15 protein-coding genes and 1 tRNA gene are annotated in these 17,610 nt (G+C 72.6%); 5 read left to right on the top strand and 11 right to left on the bottom strand.

What is annotated here, in order from left to right:
• Positions 1 to 34 precede the first annotated feature (34 nt).
• On the top strand, positions 35 to 970 hold the full coding sequence (locus ABUL08_RS01190; protein ID WP_350933755.1) for a phosphotransferase family protein: 936 nt from the start codon (positions 35 to 37) through the stop codon (positions 968 to 970).
• Positions 971 to 1,001: 31 nt separating this feature from the next.
• On the opposite strand, the gene ABUL08_RS01185 is transcribed toward ABUL08_RS01190, so the two are convergent.
• The gene (locus ABUL08_RS01185) at positions 1,002 to 1,799 is read right to left on the bottom strand and encodes an alpha/beta fold hydrolase (protein ID WP_350933754.1); all 798 of its coding nucleotides are present in this window, start codon (positions 1,797 to 1,799) and stop codon (positions 1,002 to 1,004) included.
• 95 nt (positions 1,800 to 1,894) lie between these two features.
• Positions 1,895 to 3,385, bottom strand: a complete 1,491-nt coding sequence (locus ABUL08_RS01180; protein WP_350933753.1) for an NCS2 family permease — start codon at positions 3,383 to 3,385, stop codon at positions 1,895 to 1,897.
• Between the two features lie 334 nt (positions 3,386 to 3,719).
• On the opposite strand from ABUL08_RS01180, the gene ABUL08_RS01175 reads away from it, so the two are divergent.
• A complete protein-coding gene (locus tag ABUL08_RS01175) occupies positions 3,720 to 5,567 on the top strand; it encodes a glycoside hydrolase family 15 protein (protein WP_350933752.1) in 1,848 nt (615 codons plus the stop codon).
• Position 5,568: 1 nt separating this feature from the next.
• On the opposite strand, the gene ABUL08_RS01170 is transcribed toward ABUL08_RS01175, so the two are convergent.
• On the bottom strand, positions 5,569 to 6,651 hold the full coding sequence (locus ABUL08_RS01170) for a saccharopine dehydrogenase family protein (RefSeq protein ID WP_350933751.1): 1,083 nt from the start codon (positions 6,649 to 6,651) through the stop codon (positions 5,569 to 5,571).
• Positions 6,652 to 6,746: 95 nt separating this feature from the next.
• Here ABUL08_RS01170 and ABUL08_RS01165 point away from each other — a divergent pair, with 95 nt between their 5' ends.
• A complete protein-coding gene (locus ABUL08_RS01165) occupies positions 6,747 to 7,703 on the top strand; it encodes a helix-turn-helix domain-containing protein (protein ID WP_350933750.1) in 957 nt (318 codons plus the stop codon).
• An 11-nt stretch (positions 7,704 to 7,714) separates the two neighbouring features.
• Here the strand turns inward: ABUL08_RS01165 and ABUL08_RS01160 are convergent, their stop codons facing one another.
• Positions 7,715 to 8,164, bottom strand: a complete 450-nt coding sequence (locus ABUL08_RS01160) for an iron chaperone (RefSeq protein ID WP_350933749.1) — start codon at positions 8,162 to 8,164, stop codon at positions 7,715 to 7,717.
• A 204-nt stretch (positions 8,165 to 8,368) separates the two neighbouring features.
• Here ABUL08_RS01160 and ABUL08_RS01155 point away from each other — a divergent pair, with 204 nt between their 5' ends.
• Entirely contained in the window at positions 8,369 to 8,722 is a 354-nt protein-coding gene (locus tag ABUL08_RS01155; RefSeq protein ID WP_350933748.1) for a PRC-barrel domain-containing protein, read from the top strand.
• Positions 8,723 to 8,893: 171 nt separating this feature from the next.
• Here the strand turns inward: ABUL08_RS01155 and ABUL08_RS01150 are convergent, their stop codons facing one another.
• From ABUL08_RS01150 to ABUL08_RS01115, 7 genes are all read right to left on the bottom strand, one after another.
• Positions 8,894 to 9,511, bottom strand: coding sequence for a DUF6518 family protein (locus tag ABUL08_RS01150; RefSeq protein ID WP_350933747.1), 618 nt, complete (start codon positions 9,509 to 9,511; stop codon positions 8,894 to 8,896).
• A 143-nt stretch (positions 9,512 to 9,654) separates the two neighbouring features.
• Positions 9,655 to 9,726, bottom strand: a tRNA-Val gene (locus tag ABUL08_RS01145).
• Between the two features lie 83 nt (positions 9,727 to 9,809).
• On the bottom strand, positions 9,810 to 10,277 hold the full coding sequence (locus tag ABUL08_RS01140; RefSeq protein WP_242793303.1) for a peroxiredoxin: 468 nt from the start codon (positions 10,275 to 10,277) through the stop codon (positions 9,810 to 9,812).
• Positions 10,278 to 10,326: 49 nt separating this feature from the next.
• Positions 10,327 to 10,764, bottom strand: a complete 438-nt coding sequence (locus tag ABUL08_RS01135; protein WP_350933746.1) for a DUF3052 domain-containing protein — start codon at positions 10,762 to 10,764, stop codon at positions 10,327 to 10,329.
• A 112-nt stretch (positions 10,765 to 10,876) separates the two neighbouring features.
• Positions 10,877 to 13,630 carry a thiamine pyrophosphate-dependent enzyme gene (locus tag ABUL08_RS01130; protein ID WP_377522828.1) on the bottom strand — a complete coding sequence of 918 codons (2,754 nt, stop codon included), beginning with the start codon at positions 13,628 to 13,630 and terminating at the stop codon, positions 10,877 to 10,879.
• 51 nt (positions 13,631 to 13,681) lie between these two features.
• The gene (locus ABUL08_RS01120) at positions 13,682 to 14,155 is read right to left on the bottom strand and encodes a MarR family winged helix-turn-helix transcriptional regulator (protein WP_350933745.1); all 474 of its coding nucleotides are present in this window, start codon (positions 14,153 to 14,155) and stop codon (positions 13,682 to 13,684) included.
• Positions 14,156 to 14,195: 40 nt separating this feature from the next.
• Positions 14,196 to 14,600, bottom strand: coding sequence for a YjbQ family protein (locus ABUL08_RS01115; protein ID WP_350933744.1), 405 nt, complete (start codon positions 14,598 to 14,600; stop codon positions 14,196 to 14,198).
• A 164-nt stretch (positions 14,601 to 14,764) separates the two neighbouring features.
• Between ABUL08_RS01115 and aceE the strand changes: the two genes are divergently transcribed.
• On the top strand, positions 14,765 to 17,509 hold the full coding sequence (aceE, locus tag ABUL08_RS01110) for a pyruvate dehydrogenase (acetyl-transferring), homodimeric type (protein ID WP_350933743.1): 2,745 nt from the start codon (positions 14,765 to 14,767) through the stop codon (positions 17,507 to 17,509).
• The last annotated feature ends 101 nt before the right edge of the window (positions 17,510 to 17,610 follow it).

Here is a 17,610-nt window from a genome sequence, read left to right as displayed (position 1 = left end):
TGCCGGGCGACGGGGGCGGCGGCACCGTGGACGGATGACGAGCGCGACGCGGAGCCGGATCGGCTGGGCCGACCTGCCGCCCGCGATCCGGGCCGCCGTCGAGGAGCTCCTCGGCGACCGGGTCGTGGAGGCGGTGTCCCAGGTGGGCGGCTACTCCCCCGGCACCGCCGACCGGGTCCGCACCGTCGGTGGCCGGCGGGCGTTCGTCAAGGCGGTCAGCCCCGCCCTCAACGAGCACAGCCCCGGGCTGCACCGGCAGGAGGCACGGATCGCCGCCGCGCTGCCGCCGCACGCCCCGGCCCCGCGCCTGCTCGGCACCCACGACGACGGTGACTGGGTGGTGCTCGTCTTCGCCGACGTCGACGGGCGTACCCCGGCCACGCCCTGGCGGGCCGACGAGCTGGCGGCCGTGCTGACCGCCCTGGAGCGGATGGCCGCGGCGCTCACCCCGGCGCCGGTGCCCGCGGCGCCGACGGCCGCCGACCAGCTCCGGGACGACTTCGCCGGCTGGCACCGGATCACCGGGGACCCGCCCGCCGACCTGGACCCGTGGGCGCGACGGCGGCTGCCGGAGCTGGTCGGCGCGGCGGCGACCGGACTGGCCGCCCTGACCGGCGACACCCTCTGCCACCTCGACGTCCGGGCCGACAACCTGCTGATCGAGGTGGACGGCGCGGTCAGCGTGGTGGACTGGCCGTGGGCCTGCCGGGGCCCGGCCTGGCTGGACACCGTGCTCCTGCTGATCAACGTCGAGCTGCACGGCGGCCACGACACCGAGGCCCTGCTGCGGGCCTGCCCGGTCACCGCCGGCGTGGACCCGGACGCGGTGACCGGCGTGCTGGCCGGCTTCGCCGGGTTCTTCCTCGACGGGTCCCGCCGACCGCCGCCGACCGGCATCCCCACGGTCCGCGCGTTCCAGCGGGCCCAGGGCGAGGCGGTGCTGTCCTGGCTCCGGCGCCGGCTGCCCTGACCGGCCCCACCCGGCGGGCGGGCGGGAGCCCTCACTCGGGCGACCGCGGCTCGTGGGTGAGGAAGGGCAGCACGGCGGCGGGCAGCGCCGACGAGGTCACGACGTCGTAGTGGGTCAACCCGGGCAGCACGGCCAGCCGCGCGACCGGCCGGTCGGTGCCGTCCCAGCCGGCGTCCCGGTGCCCGCCGCCGAGCAGCCCGAAGAACTCCGCCATGTGGCTCACCGGGACGGAGTCGGCGTCGGCGAAGACCAGCATGGTGGGCACGGTCAGCGCGGCAACCTCCGCCGACCAGTCGTACTCGCGGCGCAGCAGGTCGCCGGTGCGGGCCCAGAGCCGCGGCCAGTCCTGCGGGCGCGGGGCGATCCGGGTGTACAGCTCGTGCGGCGGGGTCCCCCGCATCTGCTCGGCCGTCCGTTCGTCCTGGGCCGACATCGCGGCCAGCACCTCCGGATACCAGCCGTGCCGGCGACAGGGGGTGGAGACCAGCACCAGCCGGCGGAGCAGCCCGGGATGCTGGATCGCGGTACGCAGCCCGACGCCGCCGCCGAGCGAATAGCCGAGCAGGTCCGCCTCCGGCAGGCCCAGGTGCCGCAGCAGGGCCGCGACGTCGTCGGCCATCGACTCGTAGCGCAACGGGCGGTCCACGTCGGCGGTGCGGCCGTGGCCCTGGAGGTCGACCGCGACCACCTGCCGCCGCTCGACCAGGGCGGGCAGGATCGGGGTGAACATCTCCACCGACCCGTAGCCGCCGTGCAGCAGCACCAGCGGCCGGCCCGCGCCGTGGACCTCGTACCAGAGGCGCACCCCGTTGACGTCCGCGTAGCTCATGTCCGTACAACGACGGCACCGCGACCCGGGCTCGGACCCACCGCGCCCCCGCCGTCCCCGGGCCGGGGGACGTACGGGGGCGCGGTGGGTGCCGGTCAGCTGACGCCGGTGACGGCCTTGACCAGGTTGATGCCGAAGTAGACGACGAACGCCAGGGCGACCGCCCACATCAGCGGGTGGATCTGGCGAGCCCTGCCCTGCGCCACCCGGATCGCCACCCAGCTGACGAAGCCGGCGCCGATGCCGTTGGTGATCGAGTAGGTGAACGGCATGAGCGTCATGGTCAGGAACGCCGGGACGGCCACCCCCACGTCGGTGAAGTCGATGTCCTTCACCTGGCGGATCATCAGCGCGCCCACGACGACCAGCGCCGGGCCGGCGGCCTCACTGGGCACCAGCGACACCAGCGGGGTGAGCAGCAGCGCGCCGAGGAAGAGCAGACCGGTCACCACGCTGGTCAGGCCGGTACGCCCACCGTCCGCGATGCCCGAGGAGGACTCGACGTACGTGGTGGCCGAGGAGGCGCTGCCGGCGCCACCGGCGACCGCGGCGACACCGTCGACGAAGAGCACCTTGCCCAGCCGGGGCATGTCGGTGCCGTCCTCGGTGGCCAGGTTGGCCTGCTTGGCCAGCCCGACGGTCGTCCCCATCACGTCGAAGAAGTCGGCGAGGACCAGGGTGAAGACCAGCAGCAGCGCGGTCATCACGCCGACGTGCGCGAACGCGCCGAACGACACGTTGCCGACCAGGTGCAGGTCGGGCGCCTTGACCAGCGGGTCCGGCAGGGTCGGCACGTTGAGCTGCCAGCCGGTCGGGTTGGGCTTGCCGTCGACGAACGCCGGGCCGGGCTTGGCCAGCGCGTTGACGATCACGGCGACGACGGTGGTGGCCACGATGCCGATCAGGATGCCGGCCTTCACCTTGCGGGCGACCAGGATGCCGGTGACCAGCAGGCCGACCAGGAAGACGACGGTGGTCCAACCCCGCAGGGTGCCGTCCGCGCCGAGCTGCACGGGGACGGTCGTACCGGCGGCGTCCGGCACCCGGCGGACCAGGCCGCCGTCGACGAAGCCGATCAGCGCGATGAAGAGGCCGATGCCGGCGGCGATGGCCGCCTTGAGTTCGGCGGGGATGGCGCGGAAGACGGCCTTCCGGAAGCCGGTGAGCACCAGCACGGTGATGATCAGACCTTCGATCACCACCAGGCCCATCGCCTCGGCCCAGCTCATCTGGGAGGCGACGGCGTACGCGACGAAGGCGTTGAGGCCGAGCCCGGTCGCCACCGCGAACGGCACCCGACCGACGATCCCCATCATGATCGTCATCACGGCGGCGACCAGGGCGGTGACCCCGGCGACGGGCGCGATGCCGAGCAGCTTGCCGTCGGCGTCGGGGGCGGTGCCGATGATCAGCGGGTTGAGCACCACGATGTACGCCATCGTGGCGAAGGTGGTGAGGCCGGCGAGCACCTCACGGCGGACGGTCGAGCCGCGCCGGGTGATCTCGAAGAAGCGGTCGAGACGACCGTGCTCGGCGGGTTCCGCCGGCTCGATCGGGGCAGCAGGATCCTGCGCGGTCACGCTCATGGCGTGGCTCACTCCGTTCCGGGTTGGCCCGTCCGGCGCGCCGGACGGGCGAAGGGGGTGCAGCCGTCCCGGAGCGGTTGGCCCGGAGAACGTCGGTACGGCTGGGCTCCACGGATCCCGCGAAGCACTACGAAGCCGCACCCCGGTCGGGGAGCGACTTCGCGGCACCAGCTTAACCGGCGGGTAAGGACCGCTGAACGACCGCCGGTCACTCCACGCGCTGCCCGGTGGCCAAGGTCACTGGGACCGGCGAGGGAGGTGCGGCAAAAGCCCGTCAAACCGACATTTGTTCTCTAAAGTCAATGCCCAGGGGCAGCCGAAACCGGGGGTCGACGTGCACACCTATCCGGCGATCGAGGACCACGGACTGATCGGCGATCTCCAGACCGCCGCCCTGGTGACCTGTGACGGGACGATCGACTGGTTCTGCGCGCCGCGCTTCGACTCGCCCAGCATCTTCGCCGGCCTGCTGGACGCCGAACGCGGCGGCTACTTCCGGATCGCCCCGGACGACGTCCCGCACGTCACCAAGCAGCTCTACCTGCCCGGCACCCCGATCCTGATCACCCGCTTCATCAGCGCCGACGGGGTCGCCGAGGTGGTGGACTTCATGCCGGTCACCGGCGAGCGGGCCACCGACGTGCACCGCCTGGTCCGCATGGTGACCATGGTGCGGGGCAGCATGCGCTTCCGGCTGGAGTGCCGGCCCCGCTTCGACTACGCGCGGGACCCGCACGAGGTGGAGCAGCACCGCAACGGGTACGTCTTCCGCGGCCGCACGGCGGCGTTCACCTTCAACCCGGTCGCCCCGGTCCGCCGCCTGATCGACTCCGGCGACATCCAGGTGCGCGACGGCGACCTGATCGGGTACGCCACCCTGAACGAGGGCGACACCGGCGGCGTGGTGCTGGAGACCGCCGCCGGTGCCGAACCCCGGATCGTCCCGCCCGAAGAGGTGCAGGGGATGTTCGAGTGGACCCGGGACTACTGGCGACGCTGGGTCGACCGCTCCCGGTACACCGGCCGGTGGCGGGAGATGGTGGAACGCTCCGCCATCACGTTGAAGCTGATGACGTACGCCCCGACCGGCGCGATGATCGCCGCGCCGACCGCGTCACTGCCCGAGCTGATCGGCGGCACCCGGAACTGGGACTACCGCTACACCTGGATCCGGGACACGTCCTTCTCGGTGCACGCCCTGCTCGGTCTCGGCTTCACCGAGGAGGTCAGCCGCTACATGGAGTGGCTCGACGAGCGGGTCCGCGAGGCCGGCGACCACCAGGACCCACTCAAGATCATGTATCGGGTCGACGGTTCGTCGGACCTGCACGAGGAGATCCTCGACCACCTGGAGGGCTACCGCGGCTCCGGCCCGGTGCGGATCGGCAACGGCGCCGCCGACCAGCTCCAGCTCGACATCCACGGCGAGGCGCTCTATGCCATGCACCTCGCCGACGAGCAGGGCATCCGCGTCTCCCACCAGGTGTGGCGCAGCACCGTCCGGCTGGTCGACTGGCTCTGCGAGCACTGGGACCGACCCGACGCGGGCATCTGGGAGAGCCGCCACCACCCCCGCAACTACACCTTCGGCCGGGTGATGTCCTGGGTGGCGCTGGACCGGGCCATCCGGCTCGCCGACCGGACCGGCCGTCCCGGTGACGTCGCCCGCTGGACCGACCAGCGGAACCAGATCTACAACCAGGTCATGGCCCGCGGCTACCACCGGGGCCGCGGCACCTTCGTCCAGGCGTACGGGGAGAACGTGCTGGACGCGGCGCTGCTCGCCATGCCGGCGGTCGGTTTCATCACGCCGACCGACCCGCTCTGGCTCGACACCCTGGACGCCATCGAGCGGGAGCTGGTCTCCGACAGCCTGGTCCACCGGTACGACCCGGTGCACTCCCCCGACGGCCTCCCCGGCCACGAGGGCACCTTCAACATGTGCACCTTCTGGTACGTCGAGGCGCTGGCCCGCTCCGGCCGTCTGGACGACGCCCGGCTCACCTTCGAGAAGATGTTCACCTTCAGCAACCATCTCGGCCTCTACGCCGAGGAGATCGCGGCCACCGGCGAGCAGATCGGCAACTACCCGCAGGCGTTCAGCCACCTGGCCCTGATCAACACGGCACTGGCGCTGAACGACATGCTCGACGCCGAGGCCGACGCGCGCCGCCGACGCTGACCTACCCGCTCAGCCGGCCGCTCCCCGCCTCCAGCGGGAGCGGATCCGCGTCGTGCCGTGCGACCGAGAGGTGTGCGGAGAGCGCGCGGAGGAAGTCGGGCGCGTCGAAGATCTCGCCGGCGGAGGCGACGCCGGTCGTCCTCGTCCGGCCGTCGAGAACACGCCGCACCGCCTCGACCGCCAGCGGCGCACTGACGGCGTAGATGTCCCGGCCGCTGGCGACGACGCGGCGCCGCGTGTCGCCGGCACGGACGACGACGTCGACGGTGAACGTCTGCGCGGACCGGCCGTGCCCGTCGACCGCGACCGGTGCCGGTGTGCCGGGTGCGGCCAGGTCCTCGGCCGCACCGAGCGTCATGTACGTGCGCACCTCGGGAATGGCCAGGTGGCGGGGGACGGTGACGACGTCGGCCATCGTGAAGTCGCCGAGGACGGTCCGGGTGCCCAGCGGAGCGGGGAAGTCCCACTCCAGACGGGGCAGTTCGCCCTCCCCGTCGTGGTAGTCGAGCCGACCGCCGGTGTAGCGGACTCGTCGGCCGTCCCGCCGTTCGCGGGAGACCGTGCCGGAGGCGAGGGTCCCGGCGGTCGGATGCCAACTGCTCAGCCCGTACGCGACGTGCGCCTCGTCGGCCGCCGTCCAGTCGCCCATCGCCGTCGTGACCAGCAGGTCGCCGAGTCCGCCGAAGAACGCCATCGCCGGGACCACCGCCACGCCCGCGCTCCGCGCGCGCTCGGCGAAGCGGGCGAAGGTGTCCACGTTGGCCTCGATCTCGGCCGCCACGTCCACGTACGGGATGCCGGCGCGCAGGGCGGCCTCGATCACGGGGGCGGCGGTCGAGGCGAACGGGCCGGCACAGTTGACGACCGCCGCCGCACCCTCCAGCGCCCGGTCGAGCGAGACCGGATCGTCGACCGACGCCACCCGGTGGGCGAGCCCCGGCTGGGACGCCGCCAGCGCCCGGAGCCGCTCCGCGTCGCGGCCCAGGAGCAGCGGGACGAACCCGCGCTCGCGCAACTCCGTCACCACGAACCGGCCGGTGTGTCCGTACGCGCCGAACACCGCCACGATCTGCTCGGTACCCATCCCAGCTCCTCCTCGAAGAACGACTGAGAAGATCCTCTCCGCCGCGACGAGCCCGGACGAGTGTCTGGAACGCCATCCCCCGTACAGTTTCGGACATGGCCACCGTTGCGCTCGCCGCCACCGACGGGATGTTGCACTTCGAGTTCGCCCTGGCGTGCGAGGTCTTCGTCCGCGACCCGTCCGGCCTGGCCGATCCGTGGTACGACCTCGTGGTGTGCGGGCCGGGCCCGGTCGGGATGGGCAGGTTCCGGCTGGAACCCGACGACGGGTTGGACCGGCTCGCCCGCGCCGACACCGTGATCATCCCGGCCGTGGCGGACGTCGACGCCGACGTGCCGGCCGACCTGCTCGACGCCGTGCGCGCCGCCCACGCGGCGGGCGCTCGGCTGGTGTCGCTCTGCACCGGCGCGTTCGTGCTGGCCGCCGCCGGGGTGCTGGACGGGCTGCGCGCGACCACCCACTGGGCGCACACCGAGGCGCTGGCCGCCCGCTATCCCCGGGTGGAGGTCGACGCGGACGTGCTCTACGTCGACAACGGGACCGTGCTCGCCTCCGCCGGCAAGGCCGCCGCGATCGACCTGTGCCTGCACCTGATCCGCCGCGACCATGGCGCGACGGTCGCCAACGCCGTGGCCCGTCGCCTGGTCGTGCCGCCGCACCGCGCGGGCGGCCAGGCCCAGTTCGTCACCACCCCGGTGCCCGCCCGCGACGACCATCCGCTCGCCGACCTGTTCCCGTGGGCGATGGAACGGCTCGACCGGCCGCTGACCGTGGAGGACCTGGCTCGCCGGGCGAACATGAGCTCCCGCAACCTGGCCCGCCACTTCAGGTCGGCGACCGGCACCAGCCCGCTGCACTGGCTGTCGACGCAGCGGATCCGCCGGGCCCAGGAGCTGCTGGAGAACACCGACGAGAGCATCGACGTCATTGCCCGGGCGGCCGGTCTGGGCACCGCGACGACGCTGCGCCGGCACTTCCACCGCACCGTGGGTGTCCCGCCGGACACCTACCGCCGTACCTTCCGCAGCACCCGGCCCGCGGCGGAGTCGTGACCGCCCCCCGGTCAGGAGACCGCGGCCCGGACCAGCTCGGCGACCCGCTTCTCCACCTCGGGGCTCCACTGCTTCAGCGCGTACGACACCGGCCAGAGATCGCCGTCGTCGAGGGTGGCCGCGTCCTGGAAGCCCAGGGTCGAATAGCGGTAGTTGAACTTGCCCGAGTCCTGGAAGAAGACGACGATCTTGCCGGCCGCGTTCGCGTAGGCGGGCATCCCGTACCAGGTCTTCGGCGACAGCTCCGGGGCGTTCGCGGTGACCGTCGCGTGGACGCGCTCGGCGAGCGTCCGGTCCGCCGGCGCCATCTGGGCGATCCGGTCGAGGACGGCCTGGAGGTCGTCGGCCTTCTTGGCCCCCTTCCTGCCCTCGGCGCGCAGCTCGGCGGCGCGCTCCTTCATCGCGGCGCGCTCCTCGGCGCTGAAGCCGTCGGAATCGGTGGTGGCGTTCTTCGCGGGCATCTCCGGCCGCCTTTCGACGTTGGGGCTCGGCGCGCTGCCGGCCAGGACAAACGCTAGGTCCCCGACACCCCCCGGCGCTTCTCGATTCCTGATCGGATGCAGGCCGGAGACGAGCCGGAGTCAGGTGCGTCGACGGGTGAGACGTACGCGGTCGTGCGGCTCCCGGCCACGTTTTGGCCCGTGCTGTCGGGGCACCACAGTCGCATGTTTCCAGCAGAGAATTTGCGTGACTGGCACGGCCAGAAGGTGATCGATCCACAGGGCGACAAGATCGGCGAGCTGGAGGGCGTCTACGTCGACACGGCGACGGACGAGCCGGCGTTCGCCACCGTCAGGGTCGGCATGGTGGGCCGGCACCGGCTGGCCTTCGTCCCGCTGGACGGCGCGACGGTGTCGCCGGACGCCGTCCGCGTGCGGTACGACAAGAAGCAGGCCGGCGACGCTCCCTCCATCGACACCAACGGTGAGCTGGCAGCCAATGACGAACCGTCGGTGTTCGCGCACTACGGCCTGCCCTACGACGCCGTCTCCGGCGTGCGTCGCCTGGCCCGTCGCTGAGCGCGTCGGGTGCCGCCCGGCGCGACCGGACGCCGCGGCGTCGCGAGAACCGCCCCGAGGAGTGCTCGCCTCGGGGCGGTTCCGGCTGGTGCTACGGGCACGGCAGGGCAGGTCGGCGCCACAACGGCTAAGCCACCGCCACGTCCGCCAGCAGCACGCCGGCCGATCCGGTCATCGGAAGCCCGCCAGCAGGAACGCCGCCAGGCCGGCCAGGGCCAGGGGCAGCGCCGTGGCCAGGGCGAGTGCTCGTTGCCGGTTGGTGCGGCTGGCCAGAACGACGACCAGAGCACCGAGCGTGATCCTGATCAGCGCGTCCCACAGTGGAGCGGTTCCGTAGTCCGGGTCACCGATCCGGCGGATCGCCAGTCCCCCCTCGGCGAAGAGCACAGCGCCCGGTAGCGCGGGGCCGAGGATCTCCCGCCACCCGTGCCCGCGCGCCCACGTCCCAGCGATGCCGAAGAGCACTCCGGCGAGGACGCCGAAGAACATCCAGAGCAGCGCGGGTGGCGCCGACAGCACGGCCCACTCGTCGCCCTGGATGAGGGCCGCCGCGACGTGGTAGCTGGGCACCGCGACGACGAGACCGGCAGCGGCACCCACCGCCGCGCGTAGCCGGCCCGACCGGACCCAGAAGCCGAAGAAGAAGGCGGCGACCGCCCACACCGCGCTGGAGTTCCCCAGGTCGCCGAAGGGGTACGGCACGTACTTGATCCAGATGAAATCGAGGACGCCGAGCAGAATGCCGCCGAGTACTGCGGTGAGCGCCACGGTTCGGTGAGGGGGTCGCATGGCGGCGAGCATACTGGGTATGTATTCGCGGTGCCCAGGCGTCTCGGCGCGCACCTCTTCGTCGTTCCGCGCCTCGCAGCGAGGCAGGCGACGAGAACGGGCCGCCGATGATCGGCGGCCCGTTCTCGTCGCTGGTCGAAGTGTGGGCGCGGCAGGTTTCGAACCTGCGACCCCTCGCTTGTAAGGCGAGTGCTCTCCCACTGAGCTACGCGCCCGGAACGCCCGTCGCGGCGGGCCGGAGACCGGCAAGCTTACCTGCCGGCCGCCGGCCCGACGCAGCGGCGTGCCTGGGGTGGGATCAGGCGGCGACGGCCTCGGCGAGGGCCTTGCGCCAGCCCTGCTGGTCCCGCGCCTCGCCGGGCATGTTCATCTCGGCGAACCGGACCACGCCGGCCTTGTCGATCACGAAGGTGCCGCGGTTGGCGATGCCCGCGACGTCGTTGAAGACGCCGTACGCCTGGGCGACCGCGCCGTGCGGCCAGAAGTCGGCCAGCAGCGGGAACTGGTAGCCCTCCCGGTCCGCCCAGATCTTGTGGGCGTAGACCGAGTCGACGCTGACGGTCAGCACCTGGACGTCGTCGTTGACGTACTCGTTGAGGTTGTCCCGCACCTCGCAGAGTTCACCCTGGCAGATGCCGGTGAAGGCGAGGGGGTAGAAGACCAGCAGCACGGTGCGGCTGCCCCGGAAGTCCGAGAGTCGGACCTCCTGGTTGTTCTGGTCCTTCAGCACGAAGTCCGGCGCCTCGGCGCCAACCTCGACGGGCATGCGAGCTCCTCGAATCGGGTCGGTGGAGATGATCAGCCTGCCACAACCGTTACTTCTTCGCCTTGGAGCCACGGCGGAGCACCAGGCGGGCGCCGCTCCAGTCCCGGCCGGCGTTGATCGTGGAGGTCTGCTGGAGGCCGGCGGTCTGCGCGCTCTCCGCGACCTCGCTCGGCTCGACGTGACCGTCGCGCCCGGCCTTCGGGGTCAGGAGCCACACCACGCCGTTGTCGGCCAGCGGGCCGAGGGCGTCGACGAGGAGCTCGAAGAGGTCACCGTCGCCGTCGCGGTACCAGACCAGGACCGAGTCGACCACCTCGTCGGTGTCCTCGTCGACCAGCTCTCCACAGCGGTCGGTCAGGGCGTCCCGGAGATCCTGGTCGACGTCCTCGTCGTACCCCATCTCCATGACGACCATCCCCGGTTCGATCCCGAACCGGTCCGCCAGGCTGCGTACCCCGTCGGCGGCCTGACCAGCGGTCGCGCTCACTGTCGCGTGCCTCCTCATCTCATCCCTGCTCGCGGCGTCGCGGCGACGCCGTCGCGCCAAGTCCACACAGTTGTGGCTCCCCGCGCAAGTGGCGCACCGGGTGGAACGGAATTTACCGTGCCAGCAGCGTACGGGCACCCTGGGTGATGGCTTCCTCGGAGACCAGAACCTGACGTGCCGCCGGACCCAATGGTACAAACGAGTCGATTCCGGCCACCCGGCGCGCGGCGCCGACGTAGCCCGCATCCACCAGCGCCGCGATCACCCCTTCGCCCACCCCGCCCGACCTGCGGGTCTCGTCGACGACCAGCACCCGGCCGGTCGCCGACGCCTCCCGGATGATGTCCGCCACCGGCAGCGGGGCCAGCCAGCGCAGGTCCACCACCCGGGTCCCGACGCCCTCGTCGGCGAGGACGGCCGCCGCCCGCAGGGACATCCGCACCCCGTTACCGAAGGTGATGATGGTGACATCCTCGGCGGAGCCGACCCCGTACACCCGGGCCCGGCCGATCGGGACGTGCCCGGCCGCCCAGCCGCCGGGCTCCGCGTACTCCGCCAGCCACTCGCCGTCGCCCTCGGCGTACAGGTCGCGGGTGTGGTAGAGCGCGATCGGCTCCAGGAAGACGCAGACGCTCCCCTCCCCCGCCGCGGCGGCCAGGCAGGTCCGCAGCATGGGCGCGGCGTCGTCCGGCCGCGCCGGCACCGCGATCACCAACCCCGGCACATCCCGGAGTACGGCCACCGAGTTGTCGTTGTGGAAGTGCCCGCCGAACCCCTCCTGGTAGGCCAGCCCGGCCACCCGCACCACCATCGGGTTGCGGAACGCCCCCGAGGAGAAGAACTGCATGGTGGCCGCCTCGCCGCGGAGCTGGTCCTCGGCGTTGTGCAGGTACGCCAGGTACTGGATCTCCGGCACCGGCAGCATCCCCGCCGTCCCCGCGCCCAGGCCCAGCCCGAGGATCGAGGTCTCGTCCAGCAGCGTGTCGAAGACCCGGGCCGCGCCGAACCGGTCCCGCAGCCCCTTCGTCACCCCGTACACCCCGCCCTTGGCAGCCACGTCCTCGCCGAAGACCACCAGCTGGGGGTGGTCGAGCATCCCGTCGGCGAGCGCCGCGTTGACGCTCTGGGCCAGGGTGAGCGGGCCGGCCAGCTCCGGCGGCTTGCCGCCGAACGCCTCGACCCGCGCGGCGGCGTCCGGCCCGGCCGCCCGGGCCGCCGCCTCGGCCACCGCCCGCGCGATCCGGGCCGGGCGGCGCGGGGCGAGCGCGGCGACCACCTCGGCCGGCGAGGCGAGCTTCGGCTCCTCCAGCACCTCCTCGGCGACCCGGCGGACCTGCCAGCCGCGCCGGGAGTAGCGGGCGAGCAGTTCCTCACCGGTGGCGACGCCGGCCGACACCAGCAGCCGGGCGGTGACCAGCAGCGGGTCCCGCTCCGCGTCGGCGGTCAGCTCGGCCGTCCCCCGGTACGCGGTCTCGGCGTCCGCCCCGGCGTGCCCCATCAGCCGGACGGTGCTCAGGTGCAGCACGGCGGGCCGCCGGTGCCGGCGCACCCACTCCGCCGCCTCCCCCGCCACCCGGTACGTCTCGACCGGGTCGCAGCCGTCGACGGCGAAGTAGCGGATCCCGGGCCGGGCCCGCAACGTCGCCGCCACCCAGCCGCGCGGCGACCGGACACTGATCCCGAGGCCGTTGTCCTCGCAGACGAAGAGCACGGGAATGCGCAGGCCGGTGTGGTCGTACCAGCCGGCGGTGTTGAACGCGGCGGTGGCGCTGGCGTGGTTGACCGAGGCGTCGCCGAACGAGCAGACCACGATCGCGTCCGGCGGCCACGGTCCCTCGGCGGTCCGGTCGCCGCCGTCGATGCGCACCGGCGGGCCGATCCGCCGCCCGCCGCGGCGCAGCCGTTCCAGGGCCAGCCCCAGGCCGACCGCCCGGGGCAGGTGCGAGGCGATGGTGGAGGTGGTGGGGATGACGGCCAGGTCGGCGCGGCCGAACACCTTGTGCCGCCCACCGGCGATCGGCTCCCGCGCCGAGGCGACCATCCCGCGCAGCACGTCCCGCGCCGCCTCCGTGAACGCGTCCTCCGCCTCCGGGTGCCCGTCCCCGCCGGCCGAGGGTGCGTCCGCGCCGTCCTGACGGGCGTCCCCGGTCGCCGCCGCCGGCACCCCGACCACGGCCTCGCCGGTGGCGTCGACGGCCACCCCGGCGCCGACCGGCACGCTGGGGGCGGTCACGGCGGCCGGCACCCGCAGCGGCTCCCGGACCGGAGCCTCCTCCCGCCCCACCGGTACGACCAGCGCCTCCCGGACGGATTCGCCCGCGCCGGTCGACGGGTGGGCGGGAGCGTCCGGCGGAACGGACCCGGACGGGTCGAGGGCCTCCGGGACGGACCCGTGCGGGTCGTGCGCCGCCGACGGGACCGACCCGTCCACGTCGGACGCGTCCGGCGGGACCGGGGTGGGCGGGGCGGTCTCCTCCGTACCCTCGTCGTCGGCGCCGCCGGACGCGGCGGGGAAGGTCCCGGCGGCCTGGGCGGCGCGGAGGCAGTAGAAGGCGCCGGAGCGGTAGTGCAGCAGGGCGGGATCGGTCGGGCGCAGCGCGGCGGCGACCGCCGCGTTCCCCTCGTGACCGGCCGAGCCGATGGTGTAGAAGCCCTCGCCGAAGCCGCGCAGCCAGCGCCCGGCGAGGTCCAGCTGCCGGCTGGTGACCTGGGCGTCGAAGAGGGCCAGCGCCTGCGCGCCGGTCAGCGCGGTGCCGGCGACGAGGGGCGCGTCCGGGTCACGCCGCTCGGCCGGGCCGGCGAGCGCGGCCAGCGCCTCCCGGAGCCGGTCGTCGAGATCCTGCGGGGTGGTCACGTCGGACAGCATTACCGACGGAGGGGCACCTCGCCCAGTCGGACACGTTCCGCCCGCGCCGGCTCAGTCGGTGTCGCACCGCTCCGGGCAGCCGCCGTCGGACACCTTCCACACCAGCTCGCGCAGGGTGGCCAGTTCGGCGGTGCTGAGCCCGTCCAGCAGTCGGGAGTCGGACAGCGCCCGGTGCACCCGGTCGCGGGTCCGCCGGCCGGCGTCGGTGACCACCAGCGTCTTCTGCCGCCGGTCGGTCGGGTCGACCCGGCGTTCCACCAGGCCCGCCTGTTCCAGCTTGTCGACCAGCGCGGTCACGTTGGAGCGGTCGCAGCCCAACTGTTCGGCGAGGTCGCGGGCGGGCAGCGGCCGGTCCGGGTCCAGCTCGTGCAGGGCCCGGGCGGTCGCCGGGGTGAGCCCCAGGCCGGCCATCTCGACGTCTTGGTGGTGCCGCATCGCGGCGGCGACGTGCAGGATCCGGCGCACGGCGTCACCGGCCAGGCCGGAGCGGTCCGCCCCGGCCGCCTCGGTGGAGAGCTGCGCCATGCTCACCACCGTACCCACCGGTAAGGAGCGTTCCCGCCGGTCACCCGGGGAGGAAGGAGAAGCGGACCTTGCGGGTGGGGTTGTCGCCGTTGGTGTCGACCAGGCAGATCGACTGCCAGGTGCCGAGGGCGAGGCGCCCGTCGAGCACCGGCAGGGAGGCGTACGGCGGGACGAAGGCCGGCAGCACGTGGTCCCGACCGTGCCCCGGCGAGCCGTGCCGGTGCCGCCAGCGGTCGTCGGTGGGCAGCAGGTCGTCGATCGCCCGGAGCAGGTCGTCGTCGGAGCCGGCACCGGCCTCGATGATCGCCAGCCCGGCGGTGGCGTGCGGTACGAAGACGTGCAGCAGGCCGTCGCCCTGCCCGGAGACGAACCGCTCGGCCTCGGCGGTGATGTCCCGGACGGTCGGCCGGGACCCGGTCTGGACGGTGATCACCTCACTGCGCATGAGGCTCATTCTCCCGCAGCGCGTCGGGAACCGCCGCCGGACAAAGTTACTGGTGGGTACCTGTGTTGAGCGTCGCGTCTGGGGGAGCCAGAGGTGACGACTGGCGTCACCAGGGGGCAGGATGGCGCTAGAGACCTATCCCACACACAACCGAGGGAACGCCTGTGGCTACGGAACGCAAGCGCCCGGTGATCACCGCTGGTCTGCCGAGCCAGCTTCCGGACATCGACCCTGAAGAGACCGGCGAATGGGTCGAGTCGCTCGACGGTGTCATCGACGAGCGCGGAACCAAGCGCGCCCGGTACGTCATGCTGCGCCTGCTGGAGCGGGCCCGCGAGCGACAGGTCGGGGTGCCGTCCCTGACCACCACCGACTACATCAACTCCATCCCGCCGGAGCGGGAGCCGTGGTTCCCGGGCGACGAGCACATCGAGCGGCGGATCCGGGCCTACATCCGGTGGAACGCCGCCATGCTGGTGCACCGCGCGCAGCGCCCCGAGATCGGCGTGGGCGGCCACATCTCCACCTTCGCCAGCTCCGCCTCGCTCTACGAGGTGGGCTTCAACCACTTCTTCCGGGGCAAGGACCACCCGGGCGGTGGCGACCACATCTTCTACCAGGGTCACGCCTCCCCCGGCATGTACGCGCGGGCGTTCATGGAGGGGCGGCTCAGCGAGGACCAGCTCGACGGATTCCGGCAGGAGCTGTCCCACCCGGGTGGCGGGCTGCCGTCGTACCCGCACCCGCGGTTGATGCCGGACTTCTGGGAGTTCCCCACCGTCTCGATGGGCCTCGGGCCGCTCAACGCGATCTACCAGGCCCGGTTCAACCGCTACCTGCACCACCGGGGCATCAAGGACACCTCCCAGCAGCACGTCTGGGCGTTCCTCGGTGACGGTGAGATGGACGAGGTCGAGTCGCTGGGCGCGATCGGCGTGGCGGCCCGCGAGGAGCTGGACAACCTCACCTTCGTGATCAACTGCAACCTCCAGCGCCTGGACGGCCCGGTCCGCGGCAACGGCAAGGTCATGCAGGAGCTGGAGGCGTTCTTCCGGGGCGCCGGCTGGAACGTCATCAAGGTGGTCTGGGGCCGGGAGTGGGACCCGCTGCTCGCGGCGGACACCGACGGTGCGCTGGTCAACCTGATGAACACCACGCCCGACGGTGACTACCAGACCTACAAGGCGGAGTCCGGGGCGTACGTCCGGGAGCACTTCTTCGGCCGCGACCCGCGGACCCGCAAGATGGTCGAGCACCTGTCGGACGACGAGATCTGGAACCTCAAGCGGGGCGGGCACGACTACCGGAAGCTCTACGCGGCCTACAAGGCGGCGATGGAGCACACCGGTCAGCCGACGGTGATCCTGGCCAAGACGATCAAGGGCTGGACGCTCGGCTCGCACTTCGAGGCCCGCAACGCCACCCACCAGATGAAGAAGCTGACGCTGGAGGACCTGAAGCTCTTCCGCGACCGGCTCTACCTGGACATCCCGGACAAGCAGTTGGAGGAGAACCCCTACCTCCCGCCGTACTACAACCCGGGTGAGAAGTCCGAGGAGGTGCAGTACCTCCGCGAGCGGCGGCAGCAGCTCGGGGGCTACCTGCCGTCCCGGCGGACCACCGGCACCCGGCTGACCATCCCCGGCAGCGAGCGCTTCTCCGACGTCAAGCGCGGCTCGGGCAAGCAGAAGGTGGCCACCACGATGGCCTTCGTCCGCCTGCTCAAGGACGTGATGAAGGACAAGGAGTTCGGCAAGCGCTGGGTGCCGATCATCCCGGACGAGGCCCGCACCTTCGGCATGGACTCGCTCTTCCCGACGGCGAAGATCTACTCGCCGCACGGCCAGCGGTACACCTCGGTGGACCGGGAGCTGTTCCTGTCGTACAAGGAGGCCACCAGCGGTCAGATCCTGCACGAGGGCATCAACGAGGCCGGTTCGGTGGCGTCGTTCACCGCGGCCGGCACCTCGTACGCCACCCACGGCGAGCCGATGATCCCGCTGTACATCTTCTATTCGATGTTCGGCTTCCAGCGCACCGGCGACGGCTTCTGGGCGGCGGCCGACCAGATGGCGCGGGGCTTCGTGCTCGGCGCCACCGCGGGCCGGACCACGCTCAACGGTGAGGGCCTCCAGCACGAGGACGGGCACTCGCTGCTCCTCGCCGCCACCAACCCGGCGGTGGTCGCCTACGACGCGGCGTTCGCGTTCGAGCTGGCGCACATCATGGAGAACGGCCTGCACCGGATGTACGGGGACGCGCAGGAGAACGTCTTCTACTACCTGACGGTCTACAACGAGCCGATCTTCCAGCCGGCCGAGCCGCAGGGCGTGGACGTCGAGGGCATCCTCAAGGGCATCTACCGCTACTCGCCCGCGCCACAGGTGGACGGGGACGCGCCGAAGGCGAACATCCTGGCCTCCGGCACCGGCATGCAGTGGGCGCTCAAGGCGCAGGAGATCCTGGCCGAGGACTGGGGCGTGGCCGCCGACGTCTGGTCGGTGACCTCCTGGACCGAGCTGCGCCGGGACGCGGTGGAGTGCGAGGAGCACAACCTGCTCAACCCGGGTGGCGAGCAGCGGGTGCCGTACATCCAGCGGAAGCTGGCCGACGCCGACGGGCCGAAGGTCGCGGTCAGCGACTGGATGCGCGCGGTGCCGGACCTGATCTCCCGCTGGGTACCGGGCGACTACACCTCGCTCGGCACCGACGGCTTCGGCATGTCGGACACCCGGCACGCGCTGCGTCGGCATTTCCACGTCGACGCCGAGTCGGTCGCGGTGGCGACGCTGCGCCAGCTCGCGCTGCGCGGCGTGGTCCCGGCGCACGTCCCGGCCGAGGCCGCCAAGAAGTACGCACTGGACGACGTCAACGCCGCCCCGGTCGGGGAGACCGGCGGCGACAGCTAGACCCGTACGCGAAAGGGCCCGGCGCGCGCTCCGCGCCGGGCCCTTCGTCGTCCGGCGGGTGGAGTGGCGATGGTCCGGCGTCCCTGGTGGGGACGCCGGAC

The organism is Micromonospora sp. CCTCC AA 2012012 (assembly GCF_040499845.1).
Classification (GTDB): Bacteria; Actinomycetota; Actinomycetes; order Mycobacteriales; family Micromonosporaceae; genus Micromonospora; species Micromonospora mangrovi.
Note: the sequence above shows the minus strand (reverse complement) of the source record. Positions and strands in the feature narration are given on the sequence as shown.

Excerpts from the sequence above, each read along its gene's own strand:
- ABUL08_RS01190 (WP_350933755.1), top strand. The coding sequence starts at position 35 with ATGACGAGCGCGACGCGGAGCCGGATCGGCTGGGCCGACCTGCCGCCC.
- ABUL08_RS01185 (WP_350933754.1), bottom strand. The coding sequence starts at position 1,799 with ATGAGCTACGCGGACGTCAACGGGGTGCGCCTCTGGTACGAGGTCCAC.
- ABUL08_RS01180 (WP_350933753.1), bottom strand. The coding sequence starts at position 3,385 with ATGAGCGTGACCGCGCAGGATCCTGCTGCCCCGATCGAGCCGGCGGAA.
- ABUL08_RS01170 (WP_350933751.1), bottom strand. The coding sequence starts at position 6,651 with ATGGGTACCGAGCAGATCGTGGCGGTGTTCGGCGCGTACGGACACACC.
- ABUL08_RS01165 (WP_350933750.1), top strand. The coding sequence starts at position 6,747 with ATGGCCACCGTTGCGCTCGCCGCCACCGACGGGATGTTGCACTTCGAG.
- ABUL08_RS01160 (WP_350933749.1), bottom strand. The coding sequence starts at position 8,164 with ATGCCCGCGAAGAACGCCACCACCGATTCCGACGGCTTCAGCGCCGAG.
- ABUL08_RS01155 (WP_350933748.1), top strand. The coding sequence starts at position 8,369 with ATGTTTCCAGCAGAGAATTTGCGTGACTGGCACGGCCAGAAGGTGATC.
- ABUL08_RS01150 (WP_350933747.1), bottom strand. The coding sequence starts at position 9,511 with ATGCGACCCCCTCACCGAACCGTGGCGCTCACCGCAGTACTCGGCGGC.
- ABUL08_RS01140 (WP_242793303.1), bottom strand. The coding sequence starts at position 10,277 with ATGCCCGTCGAGGTTGGCGCCGAGGCGCCGGACTTCGTGCTGAAGGAC.
- ABUL08_RS01130 (WP_377522828.1), bottom strand. The coding sequence starts at position 13,630 with ATGCTGTCCGACGTGACCACCCCGCAGGATCTCGACGACCGGCTCCGG.
- ABUL08_RS01120 (WP_350933745.1), bottom strand. The coding sequence starts at position 14,155 with ATGGCGCAGCTCTCCACCGAGGCGGCCGGGGCGGACCGCTCCGGCCTG.
- ABUL08_RS01115 (WP_350933744.1), bottom strand. The coding sequence starts at position 14,600 with ATGCGCAGTGAGGTGATCACCGTCCAGACCGGGTCCCGGCCGACCGTC.